The 17,536-nt window shown below is 65.3% G+C and carries 17 protein-coding genes; 11 read left to right on the plus strand and 6 right to left on the minus strand.

Translation table 11 applies throughout. The features are described 5' to 3' along the window. The first annotated feature begins 120 nt into the window (after positions 1-120). From V1479_RS14425 to V1479_RS14455, 7 genes are read left to right on the plus strand one after another with little or no spacing between them, the layout of a single operon-like run. Positions 121-873, plus strand: coding sequence for an IclR family transcriptional regulator (locus V1479_RS14425; RefSeq protein WP_368803512.1), 753 nt, complete (start codon positions 121-123; stop codon positions 871-873). Continuing rightward, a complete protein-coding gene (locus V1479_RS14430) occupies positions 870-2,021 on the plus strand; it encodes a CaiB/BaiF CoA transferase family protein (protein ID WP_368803513.1) in 1,152 nt (383 codons plus the stop codon). Before V1479_RS14425 ends, V1479_RS14430 begins: the two co-directional genes overlap by 4 nt. Further along, complete coding sequence (locus V1479_RS14435; protein ID WP_368803515.1) at positions 2,018-3,232, plus strand: CaiB/BaiF CoA transferase family protein; 1,215 nt, start codon at positions 2,018-2,020, stop codon at positions 3,230-3,232. Before V1479_RS14430 ends, V1479_RS14435 begins: the two co-directional genes overlap by 4 nt. Then, complete coding sequence (locus V1479_RS14440) at positions 3,229-4,425, plus strand: acyl-CoA dehydrogenase family protein (protein WP_368803517.1); 1,197 nt, start codon at positions 3,229-3,231, stop codon at positions 4,423-4,425. Before V1479_RS14435 ends, V1479_RS14440 begins: the two co-directional genes overlap by 4 nt. Before the next feature lies 1 nt (position 4,426). After that, positions 4,427-5,200, plus strand: coding sequence for an enoyl-CoA hydratase/isomerase family protein (locus V1479_RS14445; RefSeq protein WP_368803519.1), 774 nt, complete (start codon positions 4,427-4,429; stop codon positions 5,198-5,200). Beyond that, positions 5,197-6,351 (plus strand): thiolase family protein, encoded by a 1,155-nt coding sequence (locus V1479_RS14450; protein WP_368803520.1) that lies wholly within the window; start codon positions 5,197-5,199, stop codon positions 6,349-6,351. The genes V1479_RS14445 and V1479_RS14450 overlap by 4 nt, the downstream gene beginning before the upstream one ends. Before the next feature lie 12 nt (positions 6,352-6,363). Further along, positions 6,364-6,795 (plus strand): Zn-ribbon domain-containing OB-fold protein, encoded by a 432-nt coding sequence (locus V1479_RS14455; protein WP_368803521.1) that lies wholly within the window; start codon positions 6,364-6,366, stop codon positions 6,793-6,795. A 35-nt stretch (positions 6,796-6,830) separates the two neighbouring features. Here V1479_RS14455 and V1479_RS14460 read toward each other — a convergent pair whose 3' ends face one another. The 4 genes from V1479_RS14460 to V1479_RS14475 all read right to left on the minus strand — a co-directional run bounded on the left by V1479_RS14460 (position 6,831) and on the right by V1479_RS14475 (position 11,345). Next, positions 6,831-7,262: a MaoC family dehydratase gene (locus tag V1479_RS14460; protein WP_368803522.1), complete on the minus strand. Its 432-nt coding sequence runs from the start codon at positions 7,260-7,262 to the stop codon at positions 6,831-6,833. A 60-nt stretch (positions 7,263-7,322) separates the two neighbouring features. After that, complete coding sequence (locus tag V1479_RS14465) at positions 7,323-8,501, minus strand: 2-methylaconitate cis-trans isomerase PrpF family protein (RefSeq protein ID WP_368803523.1); 1,179 nt, start codon at positions 8,499-8,501, stop codon at positions 7,323-7,325. Then, positions 8,494-10,647 (minus strand): CaiB/BaiF CoA-transferase family protein, encoded by a 2,154-nt coding sequence (locus tag V1479_RS14470; protein WP_368803525.1) that lies wholly within the window; start codon positions 10,645-10,647, stop codon positions 8,494-8,496. Before V1479_RS14470 ends, V1479_RS14465 begins: the two co-directional genes overlap by 8 nt. A 569-nt stretch (positions 10,648-11,216) precedes the next feature. Further along, on the minus strand, positions 11,217-11,345 hold the full coding sequence (locus tag V1479_RS14475; protein ID WP_368803526.1) for a hypothetical protein: 129 nt from the start codon (positions 11,343-11,345) through the stop codon (positions 11,217-11,219). 232 nt (positions 11,346-11,577) lie between these two features. On the opposite strand from V1479_RS14475, the gene V1479_RS14480 reads away from it, so the two are divergent. The 4 genes from V1479_RS14480 to V1479_RS14495 all read left to right on the plus strand — a co-directional run bounded on the left by V1479_RS14480 (position 11,578) and on the right by V1479_RS14495 (position 16,121). After that, a complete protein-coding gene (locus V1479_RS14480) occupies positions 11,578-12,894 on the plus strand; it encodes a tetratricopeptide repeat protein (RefSeq protein WP_438620560.1) in 1,317 nt (438 codons plus the stop codon). A gap of 103 nt (positions 12,895-12,997) precedes the next feature. After that, entirely contained in the window at positions 12,998-14,452 is a 1,455-nt protein-coding gene (xylB, locus tag V1479_RS14485; RefSeq protein WP_368803529.1) for a xylulokinase, read from the plus strand. After that, complete coding sequence (gene xylA / locus V1479_RS14490; RefSeq protein ID WP_368803531.1) at positions 14,449-15,759, plus strand: xylose isomerase; 1,311 nt, start codon at positions 14,449-14,451, stop codon at positions 15,757-15,759. Before xylB ends, xylA begins: the two co-directional genes overlap by 4 nt. A 122-nt stretch (positions 15,760-15,881) precedes the next feature. Continuing rightward, positions 15,882-16,121 carry a hypothetical protein gene (locus V1479_RS14495; RefSeq protein WP_368803533.1) on the plus strand — a complete coding sequence of 80 codons (240 nt, stop codon included), beginning with the start codon at positions 15,882-15,884 and terminating at the stop codon, positions 16,119-16,121. Positions 16,122-16,141: 20 nt separating this feature from the next. On the opposite strand, the gene V1479_RS14500 is transcribed toward V1479_RS14495, so the two are convergent. Continuing rightward, a complete protein-coding gene (locus tag V1479_RS14500) occupies positions 16,142-16,594 on the minus strand; it encodes a nuclear transport factor 2 family protein (RefSeq protein WP_368803534.1) in 453 nt (150 codons plus the stop codon). A 102-nt stretch (positions 16,595-16,696) separates the two neighbouring features. Further along, positions 16,697-17,488, minus strand: a complete 792-nt coding sequence (locus V1479_RS14505) for an IclR family transcriptional regulator domain-containing protein (protein ID WP_368803535.1) — start codon at positions 17,486-17,488, stop codon at positions 16,697-16,699. Between the last annotated feature and the right edge of the window lie 48 nt (positions 17,489-17,536).

Below are 17,536 nucleotides of genomic sequence, written 5' to 3' on the forward strand. Positions count from 1 at the left end.
TTGTTGCACCCAACCTACTATGGCGATGCGGAAATGGCCGCGTTTCTCGCGCACGGGGCATCGCCCCGTCGCGTACGCTGCCGGAGTTCTGCCGTCATAGAAGACTTTGGGAGATAGTTCATGATCAGAGCCGTCGGGCGCGCGCTGGCAATCTTCGATGCATTTGACGAGGCGCATCTGAGCCTCTCCTTGCAGGAGATCGGCGCTCGCATCAACATGCCTAAAGCGACCACCTTCCGTCTGGTTCACACGCTCGAACGGGCGGGGTTCCTGGTGAGACTCGACAACCAGCAATACTGCCTTTCGCTGAAGGTGGTCCGGCTCGCCGGCCTGGTCAAGGGAACGATCGGCATCCGCGAAGTCGCGCGACCGGCCATGATCGAGGTGGCCCGGGAAACCGGGGAAACCGTGACAATCAATGCGCTCACCGGCCATCAGCGTCTTTGCATCGACGTGATCGATACGCCCTCGCCGCTCATGACCATCGTGCGGGCGGGAGAGCAGCTCCCGCTGCTTCATGGCGCGACGGGAAAGGCGCTTCTCGCCTATCGGGCCGCCGACGAGATCACGAAGATCATTGCAGCGACCCCGGGCGGGGACCACGTGGACAGGGCCGAGCTCGACGCCGAGCTGGAACAGGTCCGCAGGCTGGGATACGCGCTTACCAGCGGCCAGCGCGTTCCCGGCATCACCGCGATCGCGGTTCCGCTTCGCGATATGCGCGAGGAAGTCGTCTACTCGCTGGCGCTCACCGGCCCCAGCGTCCGCATGGACGAGAACCGGGAGCGCTTCGCCGAAATCATGCTGAATGCCGGCGCCGAGATATCGAGCCGCCTCGGCAGCATCGAGGCGTCGAGAGCGCTTACGCTATGACGGGCGGCGGCGCGCTTGCGGGATTGAGGATACTTGAGGTCGGCTCCGCAGCCGCCTATGCCGGCAAACTTTTCCGGGATCATGGTGCGGAGGTCTTCCTTATCGAGCCTCCCGAGGGTTCCGACCTGCGCTTCCGCCCGCCCTTCATCGAGAATGCGAACGCACCCGAGCGCAGCCTGTCCTTCATGTATCTCGCGGCCGGCAAGAAGAGCATCGTGATCGATCTCCAAGACGCTGCCGAACGCAACCGTTTCCGCGAGCTCGTCGCGAATGCCGACATCGTGCTGGACGACCGGCTGCGGAGCTGGTGGGATGAGAGGGACCTCGGATATGACAGCCTCAGAGAGCTCAACAGCCGGCTGGTCTGGTGCTCCGTAACCCCCTTCGGCCAAACCGGTCCTTATGCTGACCGGGCGAGTTGCGAACTCGTCGCCATGGCAGCCGGAGGGATGACCTGGCTGACCGGCTATGCAGACACGCCCGTCACGTGCAGGGGCGGAATTGCGGAGCGCAGCGCAGCGCTCTACGCGGCGGTGGCTTCGCTCGCCGTCGCCCTTGGCCCGGACTGCGCGCGTGGGCGCTACATCGACGTGTCCGTGCAGGAAGTCGTCGCGCTCGGCACCGAGACCGGCCCCCAGTTCCACGACCTGCAGGGAATCCTGCGCCGGCGCAATCCGGATTTCCAGAAGCAGGCCGGCATCGGGGTCTATCCGTGCCTCGACGGCTGGGTGATGGTGTATGCCGCCGAAGCCGGCGTAGGAACAGGCTGGACGCGCCTGATCGAGTGGATGGTATCGGAAGGGATCGATGAAGCCCGCCCGATGCTTTCGAGCGAATGGGCGACGAACGAGCACAAGCAATCCCCTGCCGCGCGAAAGCAGTTCGCGGAAGCCTTTGCCTGTTTCGCATCACGCCGGCCCAAGCAGGAAATGTTCGTCGAGGGACAGCGGCGGCGCATTGCCTTCGCTCCGGTCAACGGGCCGGAAGAAGTGCTCGACGACCCTCATCTGCAGGAAACCGGCTTCTTCCGCAAGATCGACCTTCCGGATGGCAGGCAAATTCGCGTGCCGGGCGCAGCCTTCCGGATGTCGCGGACACCGGCGCAGGCGGGACGAAGCGCTCCAGTCCTGAACGGAACCGGCCAATGAGCGACGATCGGCCGCTCGCGGGAGTGAGAATCCTCGATCTTACCTGGGTCGGCGCCGGCCCCTTCTGCACCAAAGTGCTTGCGGATTTCGGCGCCGAGGTGGTGAAGGTGGAGTCGGCGCGGCGCCCCGACCAGTTGCGCAAGGCGGAACCGCTGGTCGGTTCGCGCAGCATCGAGGAAAGCGGCTACTTTGCCAACCGCAACGCCGGAAAGCTGAGCGTTTCCGTGGACCTCAAGCATCCTCAGGCGCGTGGCGTCGTGCTGGCGATGGCCGCTCGCAGCGACGTCGTCATCAACTCCTTCTCGTTCGGTGTGATGGAGCGGCTCGGCCTCGAATACGAGGATATGAAATCCGCAAGGCCGGACATCATCTGCCTGTCTATGCCTCTGGCAGGGAGGGACGGGCCATATCGCGACTTCGTAGGATACGGCATGAACATCGCCGCTCTCGTAGGGTTGATGGCGATGGGCGCTCTTCCCGCGCGATGGCCGGTCGGGACCGGGACGAATTTTCCCGATCATCTGCCCAACCCGCTCCACGCGGCCTTCGCGATTCTCGCCGCTTTGGCCTACCGACGGCGCACCGGCCTCGGCCAGGAGATTGTCCTGTCCCAGATCGAGAGCACCCTTGCGCCGTTCGCCGACGACATCCTGGAGTGGGGCGCGAACGGAAACGTCCCCTCGGGCGCCCATGACGATCCGCAGGCCGCGCCCCACGGCCTGTTTCCCTGCCGGGGCGAGGATCGTTGGATAGCGCTGAGCGTAACGGGCAATGCGGCGTTCGAGCGCTTCAGCCGGGTGATCGAGCGCCCGGAGCTCGCGACAGACCCGCGTTTTGCCGACCATCCGATCCGCCGCGCGCGGGCGGCCGAGCTCGACGCGATCGTCTCGCAATGGTCGCGACGGCACGAGCCGCGCGCCGCGGTCGAGCTGCTGCAGGCGGCGGGCATCGCCGCGGGCGTGGTGCAGAACGCCGCCGACCTGGTGGACCATGACCCGCATCTCGCCGCGCGAGGCTTCTGGCAACGGCTCGATCATCCAGTGATGGGCAAGACCCTCTATCACGGCGTGCCCGCCCGCATCGAAGGCATCGACAGCGGCTACCGTTCGTCCGCTCCGCTGCTCGGTCAACACAATGATGAGTTGCCCCGCCTGTCCGGCCTTTCGCGGGAACGGATCGCGGCACTCAAGAACGAGGGGGGCCTGCGTTGACGGCGACCGCGACTTTCGAGCTGCCGGAAGACCTCGCCATGGTGCGGGACAGCGTGCGCAGGTTTGCGATCGAGCACCTGCGACCGCTGGAGCGGATGGTGCTCGAACGGGAAGCCGCGCGCGGTTTCGGCGACGAGCCGCTGGTCCCCCGTGACGTCGAGCTGCAGCTCAACGCGCACGCCAGGGAGATCGGGCTCTATGGGGTCGACGTACCCGAGGAATATGGCGGTCAGGATCTCGGCGCTCTCGCCAAATGCATCGTCATCGAGGAGCTGAAGCAGAGCATAACGCCCTATGTCGCGCCGCCGGACAGTCCCAATCTGCATCTGTTGAAGGCGCTCTGCCGCGGCGATCAGATCGATCGATATCTCCTTCCCTATGCGCGCGGGGAGAAGAAGGCCTGCCTGGCGCTGACCGAAGCGGGCGCGGGATCAGACGCCGGCGCCATCAGGATGCCGGCGCGACGCCGCAACGGGAAATGGGTCCTGTTCGGTTCGAAGATATTCATCTCCAACGCCCGCTCGGCCGATTTCATCATCGCGATTGCCGTCACCGATCCCGCCAAGGGCGCGCATGGCGGCATGACGGCGTTTCTGGTCGACAAGGGAACGCCCGGCCTGTCGGTGCCGACCAACTACGCCATGATTGGGGAATATTGCCCCTATGAGGTGGTGTTCGACGACGTCGAGCTCGACGACGGGCAGGTGCTCGGCGACGTGGGCGAGGCTTTCGCCCCCCTTCAGCAGCGGCTTGCGGTCCGCCGCATGGAGATATCGGCGCGCTGCCTCGGGCTGGCGCGGCGATGCATCGAGATGATGATCGAGCAGGCCCAGAGCCGCTCCACCTTCGGCCGCCCGCTCGCGGACCGGCAGACGGCGCAGTGGTGGATCGCCGACAGCTATCAGGAAATGGAGATGGTGCGCCTCATCACCTGGCGGCTCGCCAACCGGGTGGATCGCGGCGAGGCGAATCTCCGCTCCGAGGCCTCGATGGTCAAGGTCCAGGGAACCGAGATGATCGCGCGCGTGGTCGACAGGGCGATCCAGCTCCATGGCGGCATGGGCGTCTCGAAGGAACTGCCGCTCGAATACATCTACCGGGCGACCAGGGTCTATCGCATCGTGGAGGGGCCGAGCGAAGTGCATCGGTGGATCATAGCGCGCGACCTTCTGCGCAACGGCGTCAGGTCTTGAGATGACGATCCGCAGCGAACGCCACGGGCCTGTCACCGTGATCACGATAGACCGGCCGGAAGCCCGCAACGCGCTCGACGTGGCATCGGTTCGGGCCCTCGACGAGGCTTTCGCCACCTTCGAAGCCGACGACGCCAGCACGGTGGCCGTCCTGACCGGAGCCGGCGAGCGGGCGTTCTGCGCGGGCGCGGACCTGCGTGGCGGCGCGATGGTCGAGGACACACCCGCGCGTGCCGTGTTTGCCGGCACGGATAGAAGCCTGGTGGTCGATCCCGGCGTGACCAAGCCGATCATCGCCGCCGTCAACGGCTTTGCGCTGGGCGGCGGGCTGGAACTGGCGCTTCTGTGCGATATTCGCATCGCCAGCTCGTCCGCGCAGTTCGGCCTTACGGAGGTCGCGGTCGGCTCGATGCCGGGCAGCGGCGGCACGCAGCGCCTGCCGCGCTTCGTCGGCCCCGGGATTGCGATGCATCTGGCACTGACGGGCGAGCGGATCGACGCGGCGGAAGCGCTGCGGATCGGCCTGGTGACGCGGCTTTGCGAACCCGCAAGCCTCATGGACGAAGCGATGGCCATCGCTCTTCGCATCGACGCCAACGCGCCCCTTTCCGTGCGCGCTGTCAAGAAGGCGATCAGGTCCGGCCTCGACATGTCGTTGGCGGAAGGGCTCGCCTTCGAGCGCGCGCTCTTCAATATCCTTCGCGACAGCGAGGACCGGCAAGAAGGGCGTCTGGCCTTCCGGGAGAAGCGCAAGCCGGCATGGAGGGGACGATGACATCCGGGATGTCCATGAGCGGCCGCGCCGCGATCGCAGGCGTCGGAGCGACGGCGCAGGGCAAGCTTCCGGGCAGGACGGCGCTCGACCTCGGCATCGAGGCTTTCCGGCATGCCTTGGACGATGCGGGGCTTCGCAAGGAGGACGTCGACGGGCTGCTGACGATGCCCGGAACCACGTCTCCCGAGGGGAGCCTCCACTATCTGCGCTTCGGGGAAGCGGTCGGCATCAACCCTCGCTTCACCGCCAGCCTGACGATGGGAGGCGGGACGGCCGGCGCGCTGGTGCAGATGGCAGCCCTGGCGGTGGCGTCCGGAATGGCGAGCGTCGTCGCCTGCGTCTTCGGCGATACTGCGAAGACCGGCGGTGTCCGCTTCGACAGGGCAAGCGGCGGCGAAGTGCCTTGGTCTCACTGGGGCATGATGGGCGCGGCGGCCAACAGCGCGGTGGCGGCCGACCGGCACATGCACGCCTACGGCACGACGAGCCTCCAGCTCGCCGAGGTCGCGGTCACCTGCCGCTACCATGCCTCGCTCAATCCGAACGCGGTCATGCGCGAGCCGATAACCGTGGAGCAGCATCAGGAGTCGCGCTGGATCGTGCGGCCGCTGCGGCTGCTCGATTGCTGCCTGATATCGGACGGCGGCGTATGCGTCATCGTCACGTCCGTCGAGCGCGCCCGCGACATGGCGAAGAAGCCCGTCGCCATCGCCGGCATGGGGCAGACCTACACGGCCCAGACGCTCGAAGCGGAGAAATGGTGGTACGTCCCGCATCAGAAGCAGGCCCTAGCGGACGCATTCCGCATGGCCGGGTGCGGGCCGCGGGACATCGACGTCGCGCAACTCTACGACAACTTCACCATCTCCGTCCTGCTCTGGCTCGAACATGCCGGCTTTTGCGCGGAGGGCGAAGGCGGCGCGTTCGTGGAGGGCGGACGGATCAGGCTCGGCGGGGAACTGCCGGTCAACACGGCCGGCGGGAACCTTTCCGAAAGCTATATGGAGGGATGGCTCCATGTCGTGGAGGGCGTCCGTCAGATGCGCGGCGAATGCGGGCCGCGTCAGGTCAAGGATGCCGAAACCTGCCTCGTCACGGGCCGGGGCATGGCGCTCAATTGCTCCAATGCCATGGTCCTGCGGACGGTTTGAGGGAGATCGACGATGAATGGCCAGTCTGCCGTTCCGGCAAAACCCGTACCGGCGATCACGCCGCTCAACGAACCGTTCTGGTGCGCCGCGGCGGAGGGCAAGCTATGCCTGCAACGGTGCCTCGATTGCGGGCATGTCCGGTTCCCACTGGGACCGGTCTGCACGGAATGCCTGTCGGAGCGGACGGAATGGGCCGAGATGTCGGGACGCGGACGGGTGCTGTGCCATCTCGTCTTCCACCAAGTCTATCATCCCGCGTGGCGGGCCGATGTGCCCTATAGCGTGATCCAGGTCCAGCTCGACGAAGGGCCGCGGCTGTTCTCGAATGTCGATGATCCCACCCATGCGGACATCGGGACGGATCTCGTCGGCAGGCGCGTCGAGGCGGTCTTCGAAACCGTTGCCGACGGCATAGGCCTGCATCGTTTCCGGGTCGTCGACTGAGGCGGGAAGGAACCTCCCCGCCTCTGCCGTGCCGGTCACAGCGCCTTTTCGATCGCTTCCCCGACCAGGACCAACTCGCCGCGCTGGTTCCGGGCCTCGACCTCGAAGCGTATCCGCCGCTTCTCGTCGTCCTTCGCGGCGAGGCGCACCACCGTCGTCACCGTATCCCCGACGACGACGGCCTTCAGATATTTCGCCGATGTCGACAACAAGGCGGTGCGCACCCGGAACCGCTCGCAGAACTGCACGATGGGCCTGGACATCAGCGCCGACGTCATGACGCCGTGCGCCACACGATCCGGATAGGGCGTGTTGGCCCGCGCCCAGTCTCCGTCCATGTGAAGCGGATTGAAGCTCCGGATCGCATGGGCAAAGGCATCGATCGATGCCCCGTCGATGAGCTGGCTGCTCGATTCCGTGTCGCCGACGGCGAGGGATTCGTAGGTTCCCGTCCAGTCGTCAGTCATCGGATCGTCCGTGGAGGAATCCCGCCGCCGGCAGCCCCGGCAGCGGGTTCTTCCATCCGCTCAATAGGCGTCGGAGGCGGGTACATACACATATCCGTCCATGATGCGGCGTGCAGTCCGGCCGAAGCCCAGAGCGTCGATCTCCATGCCTTCCTCGTTGTTGGACGGCCGCGTCTCCACACGCACATGCATGATGCCCAGCGGATGGCCGATGGAGAGCGTCTTCTTTTCCGCCGCGCCGTCGGCGAGCGCCTGGTTCACGATGGAGTCCGGTATTCGCGATGCGCTCGCGATGCACATCGAGCCGGTCCCGGCCATGCTCTCGTGGCAGCGGTTCATGAAGATCAACCGTGCACGCAGATCCATGCCGTTGGCCGATGCTTTCGTGCCGGCCATCGTCACATAGTCGGTGGGCTTCGCGACGAACACAACAAAAGGCAGGAATGGCGACTCCTCGTCAACCCGCCTCCAGTCCGAGCAATACCCGATACGTTCCGCCGCCTTGCCTCGTATCTCGCGAAACCGCTGGACGAGTTCCTCGTCCGGATTGATGGTCTCGGGCAATTCGTCGCCTTTGAGCCCGACGTCCGCGGCGCGACAGAAGACGATCGTGTTGGCGACGTCGCATATCGTCACCTCGAGCTCGCTGCCGTTCTCCAGCTTCAGCACATCGGTACGATTGCCGGTAGGCAGGATCTTTCCCGTCTTAGCCCCGGCGGTCATGCGGTAGTCGAGGAATATCTCGGCGCCCGTACCCGGCACGCCGGCGATGGCAAAGTCGCCCTGGACACGCGCCCGTCCATTACGCGTGGGAACCCGGGCGACGATGATCTTGCTCGTGTTGGTGTTGTGAATGCGGATCTCGGTTTCGGTTTCGCCGGGCCGTACGAGACCGGCATCGAGGGCGAACGGGCCGACACCGGCGGAAATGTTGCCGCAGTTGCCCGTGTAGTCGATGACGTCCTTGTCCAGTTCGGCCTGGGCGAATGTGTAGTCGATATCGGCACCAGGCACACTGGACGGACCCACGATCGCGATTTTCGAGGTGACGAGATGCGTTCCGCCAAGCCCGTCGATCTGCATGACGTCGGGAGTGCCCATGATCCGCTTGAGCAGGCTGTCGCGTGCGGGTCCGGGAGGAGGCAGATCGTGTTCGTGCAGATAGACGCCCTTGCTCGTTCCGCCGCGCATCAGGGTGCATCGGATGGCGATCTGTTCAGGTTCGAGGTAGCTAGCCAACGGATTGTCTCCTCCCGGTTGTGCCGTGCTCGGGCTCGCGACCTCCTACGGCGATTTCCTCTGCTCTCGCACGGCCCTCGCCAAGCGCGCCGATCGGCTGGGCAGCCGTCGGGGCCGTTGCGGAGAGCCTTATCGGGCTGCCGAGCAGCGGCCATTCCAGCCCATCGCGCATTCGGCTCACGACCGTGCCGGTGCTGCTGGTTTCGGGGTCCTCAGCCACCTCGGCAACGGATCTCACCGCAACGGCGAGAATTCCGGCAGCCCGAAGGCGCATACTCGCATCAACACGGTCGAGATGGCCGAGGCCGGAAAGCGCCGCCTCTACATCGTCCCGCCCGGCGTCCGCCGCGATGTAGCCGTCGGAAACGGGAAAGATCGTGCAGGTATCGCGGTCCTCTCCATTCCAGGCGGTCTGCGTCAGCCAGACGGCTGCGTCCTGCATGGCGAGGTCGATGCTCTGGCCGAGGCCGGAACGTTCTCGTTCGGCGATCATCGCGAGGATGGCGTAGAGCGCGAGAATGCCGCCGGTGATGTCGCCGGCCGAGATGCCGAGCTTCACCGGAGTGTCCTCCACCCGCGTCAAATCCATCAGACCGGACATGGCCTGCACGACGGTATCGAAGGCCGGGCGCCCCGGATGGCGTGAATCCGCACCGAAGCCGGATATGCCGCAATAGACAAGCCGCGGGTTCAATTCCTCGAGCCGGGAAGGCGAAAAGCCGAGCCTTGTCAGGGAACCCGGCTTCATATTCTCCACGAGAACGTCCGCCTTGCGGACAAGCGCGGTGAACAGCTCCCTGTCGGCCGGGTCGCGCAGATCGAGGCTGACGCTGCGCTTGCCGCTGTTGCTCATGGCGAAGAAGTAGCCGGTCCCCGCCTGATGCGGCGGCCAGGCGCGGGACGCTTCCCCGGTCAGCGGCTCGATCTTGAGCACTTCGGCACCGAGCGATGACAACTGGCGCGCCGCGAGCGGCGCGGTCGTGTACTGGCCGATCTCAAGGACCAGCAGGCCTTCGCAGGGAGGGCGCGGTGTCGCTGACCCGGGCGACGGTATCTCGCGGCGTGCTTCGACGTGCCCGGCATCGGCGTTGCCGCGCGGCGGGGCGGCTTCCGGTTCGATGCCAGGCGTGCGCGAGGCCTTCAGCGGCGTTCCCGCCACCAGTACGCTGCGTCCGGTTGCGGGGTCCTGAACCCGGCGCGCCATCCGGCGATGGACGATGTTCGCATCGGTTTCGAAATGCGAGACCGGGATGATCGGGCCCGATGCAATGTCCCCCGCCGAAAAGGCGCTGATACATTCATCCACCGAGTGGCTGCCGGTCCATTGGTTGACCACGGCATCGACCTCATCCACCCGGTCGACGCGGTCGACCAGCTTGACCAAGGGTCCTTCGCGGGCAAGCTCGGGGCGCCCCATGAGATCGCACAGCTTTATCCAGTGCTCGTCCTTGGCCGAGCAGAGCAGGAGCCAGCCGTCCCGGGCGTGATAGGCGTTCCAAGGCGCGGCCATGGGATGCCGGTTTCCGGCGCGCTGGGTTTTCTTGCCTCCGTAGTGAAGCGGAAGGAAGGTAGCCAACGAATTGATGCCGCATTCATGGATCGACACGTCGAGCCGCTGGACGACGCCGTCGCGATCTCGGACGCGCAGCGCCGCCAGCACGCCCGCCGCGGCGTAGATTCCGGCGTGGAACTCCAGCACCGGGACGTCGCTCGGCGTAGGCGGGGCATCCGACGGCCCCGTGATGTCGGCAACGCCGCTATAGGCCTGGAGAATCTTTTCCGGCCAACCCCGCCTCTGCGCCGGCGCATCCGGGCCGAAGCTCGTGATGTCGCAGACGATCTGATCGGCGCACGGCCTTGCCGCCAGTTCCGCGAGTGCCGGGCGGTCCAGATCGGAGGAAAGCAGGAGCACACCCGCCGCCTGGAGGACGCGGTCGATCTCGCCGGCATCGGCAAAGGACGACAGGCTGCGCTTGCCGGCCAAAAGGGTCGGCCGGCTCTTCCATTTGTTGCGGTCTCCCGCCTCTTCCGGCTCGACCACGATCACCGTGGCGCCGGCCTGCGCCAGCAGCAGCCCGCATGCCGACACCGCCAGACGTTCTCCGATCTCCACTACAATCATTCCGTCAAGCGCGGAATGGCCCATACGCTACCCTCACACAGTCTAGTTTCATCTAGCGAAACTGGGTTCGTTTTTTCACCCTACAATGAGAGGACGCCTTTGTCCAGCGCCTACAAACCGTCTGATAACCATGCCGATTCATTGTGAAACTGGCGGAGCGAATCAGAGCATCCAGCCGGACCGAGGACGATCAGTGCCAATGATGACCCGTGTGGTCATGCCGGTCTGGATTGCACCCGGGTTCAATGTTGGTGACAGTCAATCAGAACGCAATTTCAATGACGTAGGAGTTCACACATTCGCCTCTGGCGGCGTACCAGATTTTCCATCTCCGAAGTTTAAGTGATAGCCCGTTCGCGCTGCGCGAGTGTGTGCCTTCTGCAACTGTCGTGGCGATCAGGCAAGGCAGCCTCAGTCGAGCGTTGCAGCTTGCACAATCTCGCCACTTTCCCGCCGCAGATACGGCGGTGGGGCGGGATTGCAGTTCAGGTAATGCAGATGAAGCTGTGGTTCACGACTCCCATTTGTGCCGCGATGCTCGCGACAGCGACTACCGGCTGTGTGCGGACATCCGACGGTAGTATCCAGCCGGGCTACGCACCGACGATCGGCCGGGCCGGGCCGGTGCCGGTCGTCATGTTCGAGCCGGTTCGGCACCAGCCAAGCGATACGCTGCGATACAGGCCGGCGCCTTCGCCTGAACCGCCGCCGGAAGCGTTCAATCCGCCGCCCGTTTATCGGGCCGCACGGCGGACGACGACGTCGTCGATGGCACAGGTTGAACCATTGGACTCCACGGTGAGCTGCGGACCGATGGCAACCGGGACCGGTCGCGTCAGGGTCGAGTGCCGCTAGCTGCGGCGTGACCCAGCCGACGCTCCGGAACCTACTTGGTCGCTACCGGGATGTTCGGCTAGTGTGCCTGGCCAATCAGCCGGAGTGCATGCCTTGCCGATCACGGATAATCTCGGCCTTTCCCTCAGCGGAGCGAGCGCCGCCAGCCTAGAACCGTATCACGAGGCGCTGCGCGGGCTTCAGTGCTTCATCGGCGATCCGATCGCAGCGCTCGACCGGGCGCTGTCGAGCGATCCGGATTTTGTCATGGCGCATGTGCTGAAGGGTTATCTCTACGGCCTGTCGACCGAGCGGGCCGCCCAGCCGATCACGCAAGGCTGTTTCGAGGCCGCGCGCGCATTGCCGGCGACCGGGCGGGAGCGGCGCCATGTGGCCGCGCTCGGCGAGCTGTCGGCAGGGCGCTGGCATCAGGCCTCGGCTATGCTCGAGGACCTGACGATCGACGAACCGCGTGACGCGCTGGCGCTTCAGGCAGGACACCAGATCGACTTCTTCACCGGCAACGCGCGCATGCTGCGCGACCGCATAGCGCGCGCCCTGCCCGTCTGGGACGAGACGATGCCCGGCTATCACGCCATGCTTGGCATGCATGCGTTCGGGCTGGAGGAAACAGCCGACTATGCAAGGGCCGAAGCGCAGGGACGCCGTGCGGTGGAGCTGGAGCCGCGCGACGGCTGGGCGCAGCATGCGGTGGCGCATGTGATGGAAATGCAGTGCCGGCAGCGCGACGGCATCGCCTGGATGCGGACCAACACCGACAACTGGACGAAAGACAGCTTTCTGCAGGTGCACAACTGGTGGCACCTCGCGCTCTACCATTTCGAGCTGGGCGAGGCCGACGAGGTCCTATCGCTCTATGACGGCCCGATCTTCGGCGCGCAATCGACCATCGCGCTGAACATGGTCGACGCGTCAGCGCTTTTGTGGCGGCTGCATCTCGGCGACGTCGATGTCGGCAATCGCTGGGCCGTAGTGGCTGCCAACTGGGAGCCGCATGCGGGTTCCGCCAACTACGCTTTCAACGACGCCCACGCGATGATGGCCTTTGTCGGCGCCAACCGGTCCGACCTCGCCCGGCGCCTGCTGGCGGCCCAGGATGCCGCGATCGGAGAGGAGGGTGACAATGCCGCCTTTACCCGCGATGTCGGGCAGCCGGTGACGCGCGCCATGTTTGCTTTCGGCGAAGGCGACTATGGCGAGACGGTGCGCCTGCTCAAGCCCATACGCGGTATCGCCCATCGCTTCGGCGGCAGCCATGCCCAGCGCGACGTGATCGACCTGACGCTGATCGAGGCGGCGTTTCGAGCCGGTAACCAGGCGCTTTCGGCAGCGCTCGCGGCAGAGCGCCGTGACGCCCGGCCCGATAGCCCGTTGTCGCAGCTCTTCGCCCGCCGCGCAGGGCTGGTCGCGGCCTGATCGCATCCGCTTCCGATTTTTTGCGGATTGCGAAATAAATCGGTTCCGCGCTATGGTGCCACTCGGCGGACCATGAAGAAGTCCACCGGGGAGGACCATTCCAATGTATCTCGGGCTCGACCTCGGCACGTCCGGCGTCAAGGCACTTCTGATAGACGGCGATCAGACGGTCATCGCTTCGGCCACTGCCGCGCTCGACGTATCGCGCCCGCATGACGGCTGGTCGGAACAGGAACCCGCCGACTGGATCCGCGCGACGGAAGAGGCGGTGGGCAGGCTGAAGGCCTCGCATCCGGCAGACCTTGCAGCGACCAGAGGCATCGGACTTTCCGGACAGATGCATGGGGCGACGCTGCTAGATGCAGCAGGTGCCGTGTTGCGCCCCTGCATCCTGTGGAACGACACGCGCAGCCATCAACAGGCCGCGCGGCTCGATGCAGATCCCCGCTTTCGTGCGATCACCGGCAACATCGTCTTTCCGGGGTTTACGGCACCCAAGCTCGCCTGGGTGAAGGACAACGAACCGGATGTGTTTGCCCGGGTCGCCAAGGTGCTTCTGCCCAAGGACTATCTGAGACTGTGGCTGACCGGCGAGTTCATCTCCGAGATGTCGGATTCGGCCGGAACCTCATGGCTGGTCGTTGGCGCGCGCGCGTGGTCGGCCGACCTGCTAGCCGCCACCGATCTCGATGAAAGCCATATGCCGGCGCTCGTGGAGGGCACGGATCCGGCCGGAACGCTGAAGGCCTCGCTTGCTGCGCGCTGGGGCATGGGCGGCAATGTGGTCGTCGCGGGCGGGGCAGGTGACAATGCGGCCTCGGCCTGTGGCATGGGCGCGGTGCGCGGCGACCAGGCATTCGTGTCGCTCGGCACGTCGGGTGTGCTGTTCGCAGCCAATGCGCGCTATCTGCCGAACCCGGAAAGCGCCGTACATGCGTTCTGCCACGCACTGCCGGAAACCTGGCACCAGATGGGCGTCATCCTGTCGGCGACAGATTCGCTGAACTGGCTGGAGGACATCACCGGCCGCAGCGCAAAGGAGCTGACCGACGAACTCGGCGAGCAGTTGCATGCGCCCAGCGGTGTCACCTTCCTGCCCTATCTTTCGGGCGAGCGCACGCCGCACAACGACGCCACGATCCGTGGCGCCTTTTCCGGTCTCTCGCATCAATCCGGTCGGGCAGTGTTGACGCAGGCTGTGGTGGAAGGTGTGGCCTTCGCGTTTCGCGACAGCCTCGAAGCGCTCCACGCCGCGGGCACCGATGTTTCGCGGGTGACTGCGATCGGCGGCGGCTCGCGCTCGCGTTACTGGCTCAAGGCAATCGCGACTGCGCTTGGTATCCCCGTCGACATTCCCGCCGACGGCGATTTCGGCGCTGCATTCGGCGCGGCCCGGCTCGGGCTGATCGCGGCGGAGAAGGCGGACCCGCTCTCGGTCTGCGTGCCGCCCGCGACGGCCGAGACCATCGAGCCGGAGGACGGGCTGTCGCAGGCCTACGAGGATGCGTATCGGCGCTACCGCGCGCTTTATCCTGCAATCAGAGGAGTTTCATCGTGAGCACCGGATTTTTCGGCGACATCGCCAGGGTGAAATATGAGGGGCCGGAATCCACCAACCCTCTCGCCTACCGCCATTACGATCCCGACGAAATGGTGCTCGGCAAGCGCATGGAAGATCATCTGCGCTTCGCCGTCGCCTACTGGCACTCCTTCACCTGGCCGGGTGGTGATCCGTTCGGTGGTCAGACCTTCGAGCGCCCTTGGTTCGGCGACACGATGGAACTCGCGAAGCATAAGGCCGACGTTGCTTTCGAGATGTTCTCGGCTCTCGGCACGCCCTATTACTGCTTCCATGATGCCGACGTGCGCCCGGAAGGCGATACGCTCAAGGAGAGCATCGCGCGGCTCGACGAGATTGCCGACTACTTTGCCGGCAAGATGGAGAAGACCGGCACCAAGCTGCTTTGGGGTACGGCGAACCTTTTCTCCAACCGCCGCTACATGGCGGGTGCGGCGACCAACCCCGACCCCGACGTCTTCGCCTACGCCGCCGCAACCGTGAAGAGCTGCATCGACGTGACCAAGCGGCTCGGCGGCGAAAACTATGTGCTGTGGGGCGGGCGCGAGGGCTACGAAACGCTGCTGAACACCGACTTGAGCCGCGAGCTCGACCAGATGGGACGATTCCTGTCGATGGTGGTCGACTACAAGCACCGCATCGGTTTCAAGGGCGCGATCCTGATCGAACCGAAGCCGCAGGAGCCGACCAAGCACCAGTATGATTTCGATGTCGCGACGGTCTATGGCTTCCTGAAGCGGTACGGGCTGGAGAACGAAGTCAAGGTCAACATCGAGCAGGGCCATGCGATCCTCGCCGGCCACTCCTTCGAGCACGAGCTGGCGCTTGCCAATGCGCTCGGCATCTTCGGCTCGATCGACATGAACCGCAACGACTACCAGTCCGGCTGGGACACCGACCAGTTTCCCAACAATGTGCCGGAGATGGCGCTGGCCTACTACCAGATACTGCTTGCCGGCGGGTTCACGACGGGCGGCACCAATTTCGATGCCAAGCTGCGCCGCCAGTCGCTCGACCCGGAAGACCTGCTGGTCGCCCATATCGGCGGCATCGACTGCTGCGCGCGCGGGCTCAAGGCGGCGGCGCGGATGATCGAGGACAAGGCGCTGTCCGGGCCGCTGGCCGAGCGCTACGCGGGTTGGGATGAGGCAGAGGCGGAGGCGATGCTGTCGAGCAAGCGCACGCTGGAGGATATCTCGGCGCGCGTGCTGTCCGAAGGAATCGAGCCGCAGCCGCGTTCCGGGCGGCAGGAGTGGCTGGAAAACGTGGTCAACCGCTACGTCTGACGGGCTGCTGGAAGCGCTATTTACCAAATTGTCGGAGCCGGGAAGAAACGTCTCCAAACGGCCCCGACATTGCCTTTTTCGTGTCTTCGTTCCGTCATGGGCGGCGCGGTATTTTCGCGCCCATGGAACGCACCGAAGCACATAGCGCCGGAAACGGTCGCGAAGACGCCCTTGTCGAGGCGCTGGTCGCCCCCGGCGGCTCGTTCGTCGACGCGTTGCTTGCGCTCGCCGATGAGGCGGCTAACGGCAACGAGCCGGACAGGGTGCGGCGCGCCATGAGCGGTGGCTTCCAGGCAGCACTCGCGCACAAGATGCGGGTGACCATAGCTGGTCGAGACAGCGCCACGCGCGACGCGGCGTAAGCCGAAATACTCTCTAAGACCTAGAGCCGTATCATCGGTGTGGGCGACACGCTTGACTTGCTTGCGGCCGCCAAGCGGTTGCGGTCGGCATCTGGCGCCGCCATCAGCCGCATCGGCGTCGTGTCGGCAAAGACGTGCTCCTCGCGGATCCTGCCGTCCTCCAACAGGAAACGGTCCATGCCGCGCCATTCGATCGGTGTGTCGGCAATTGTCTGGGTTACGCGCCATTCCACATAGACGAGTGATCCCCGCGCTGCCCAATCGAGCAGGTGCCAGGCAAGGTCCGGCGCGATACGAATTTGTGCCGCGACGAGCTTCGGCAGCTCGTTGGGTGATACGGGTCGGTCGACTACTGGCGTGAACAGCAGGCCGTCGGGGTGCCAGAGCTCTCGCATCGCTTCGCCGTCGCGCTTTGCCCACGCTGCCTCGAAACTGCGAACGAAGATTTCTGCCTCATCGGGGGTCATCGTCATTCCTTGCCGTCCGGAAACCGCTGAAGGGTTGGCACGGGGGCGGTCTCGGCACCACCCGTAATCGCTGCGGGCCCCGTTTCTCCTGACAGGACCGGTCGCGACTTATTCGACGACGAAGAAGTCCTCGATGCGGGAGGCCGCTTCGCGCAGGTGCGGCAGGAAGGTGCGTTCCATCTCCTCCATGGGCGTGCGGGCGGACTGCGTCGAGACGTTGATGGCAGCGACGACGCGGCCGGACCGGTCGCGGATCGGCACGGCGATGGATCGCAGGCCGATTTCCAGTTCCTCATCGATCGCGGCGTATCCGTCTTCGCCCGCCTGTCGGATAAGCCGCGCAAGTTCTGCGCGGTCTGTCACGGTCTTGGGTGTATTGGCGCGGATCGCCGCCTTGCCGAGGAAGGCATCGAGTTCCGTCGCCGACAGGCCCGAAAGCAGGATGCGGCCCATCGACGTGCAATGGGCGGGCAGACGCGTGCCGACATGAAGGCCGACCGAAACGATGCGCCTGCCGGCGACACGCGCGACGTAGACGACATCTTCATCCACCAAAATGGCGGCCGAGCAGGATTCGTTCAGCGCGTGCGAAACGGCGCGCATGTACGGTTCGGCGAAGGTCCACAGGGACGAGCCGGAGAGCCAGCTCCGCGCAACCGAGATCAGGCGCGGCGAAAGCACGAATTTTCGACCGTCCTGGATGGCGTATCCGGTAGCCACCATGGTCAGCAGGAACCGGCGCGCGCCGGCACGCGTCAATTCGGCCCGTTCCGCCATCTCGGTCAACGTCAGGCCTGCAGGGTGGGCAGCGAGTATCTCCATCACGCCCAGACCGCGCGCGAAGGACCCGACGATGTCGCGCCCCGCTTCCCGTTCGATTGACTTACCATCGTGCTTCATCTATCGATGTATCGCATAAAGAACATTTGTTCGCAACGCGAACTTTGT

Source organism: Neoaquamicrobium sediminum, from assembly GCF_040970315.1.
Lineage (GTDB): Bacteria > Pseudomonadota > Alphaproteobacteria > Rhizobiales > Rhizobiaceae > Aerobium > Aerobium sediminum.

Coding starts and splice junctions, on each gene's coding strand:
- V1479_RS14425 (WP_368803512.1), top strand. CDS start 121: ATGATCAGAGCCGTCGGGCGCGCGCTGGCAATCTTCGATGCATTTGAC.
- V1479_RS14430 (WP_368803513.1), top strand. CDS start 870: ATGACGGGCGGCGGCGCGCTTGCGGGATTGAGGATACTTGAGGTCGGC.
- V1479_RS14435 (WP_368803515.1), top strand. CDS start 2,018: ATGAGCGACGATCGGCCGCTCGCGGGAGTGAGAATCCTCGATCTTACC.
- V1479_RS14445 (WP_368803519.1), top strand. CDS start 4,427: ATGACGATCCGCAGCGAACGCCACGGGCCTGTCACCGTGATCACGATA.
- V1479_RS14450 (WP_368803520.1), top strand. CDS start 5,197: ATGACATCCGGGATGTCCATGAGCGGCCGCGCCGCGATCGCAGGCGTC.
- V1479_RS14455 (WP_368803521.1), top strand. CDS start 6,364: ATGAATGGCCAGTCTGCCGTTCCGGCAAAACCCGTACCGGCGATCACG.
- V1479_RS14460 (WP_368803522.1), bottom strand. CDS start 7,262: ATGACTGACGACTGGACGGGAACCTACGAATCCCTCGCCGTCGGCGAC.
- V1479_RS14470 (WP_368803525.1), bottom strand. CDS start 10,647: ATGGGCCATTCCGCGCTTGACGGAATGATTGTAGTGGAGATCGGAGAA.
- xylB (WP_368803529.1), top strand. CDS start 12,998: ATGTATCTCGGGCTCGACCTCGGCACGTCCGGCGTCAAGGCACTTCTG.
- V1479_RS14495 (WP_368803533.1), top strand. CDS start 15,882: ATGGAACGCACCGAAGCACATAGCGCCGGAAACGGTCGCGAAGACGCC.
- V1479_RS14500 (WP_368803534.1), bottom strand. CDS start 16,594: ATGACGATGACCCCCGATGAGGCAGAAATCTTCGTTCGCAGTTTCGAG.
- V1479_RS14505 (WP_368803535.1), bottom strand. CDS start 17,488: ATGAAGCACGATGGTAAGTCAATCGAACGGGAAGCGGGGCGCGACATC.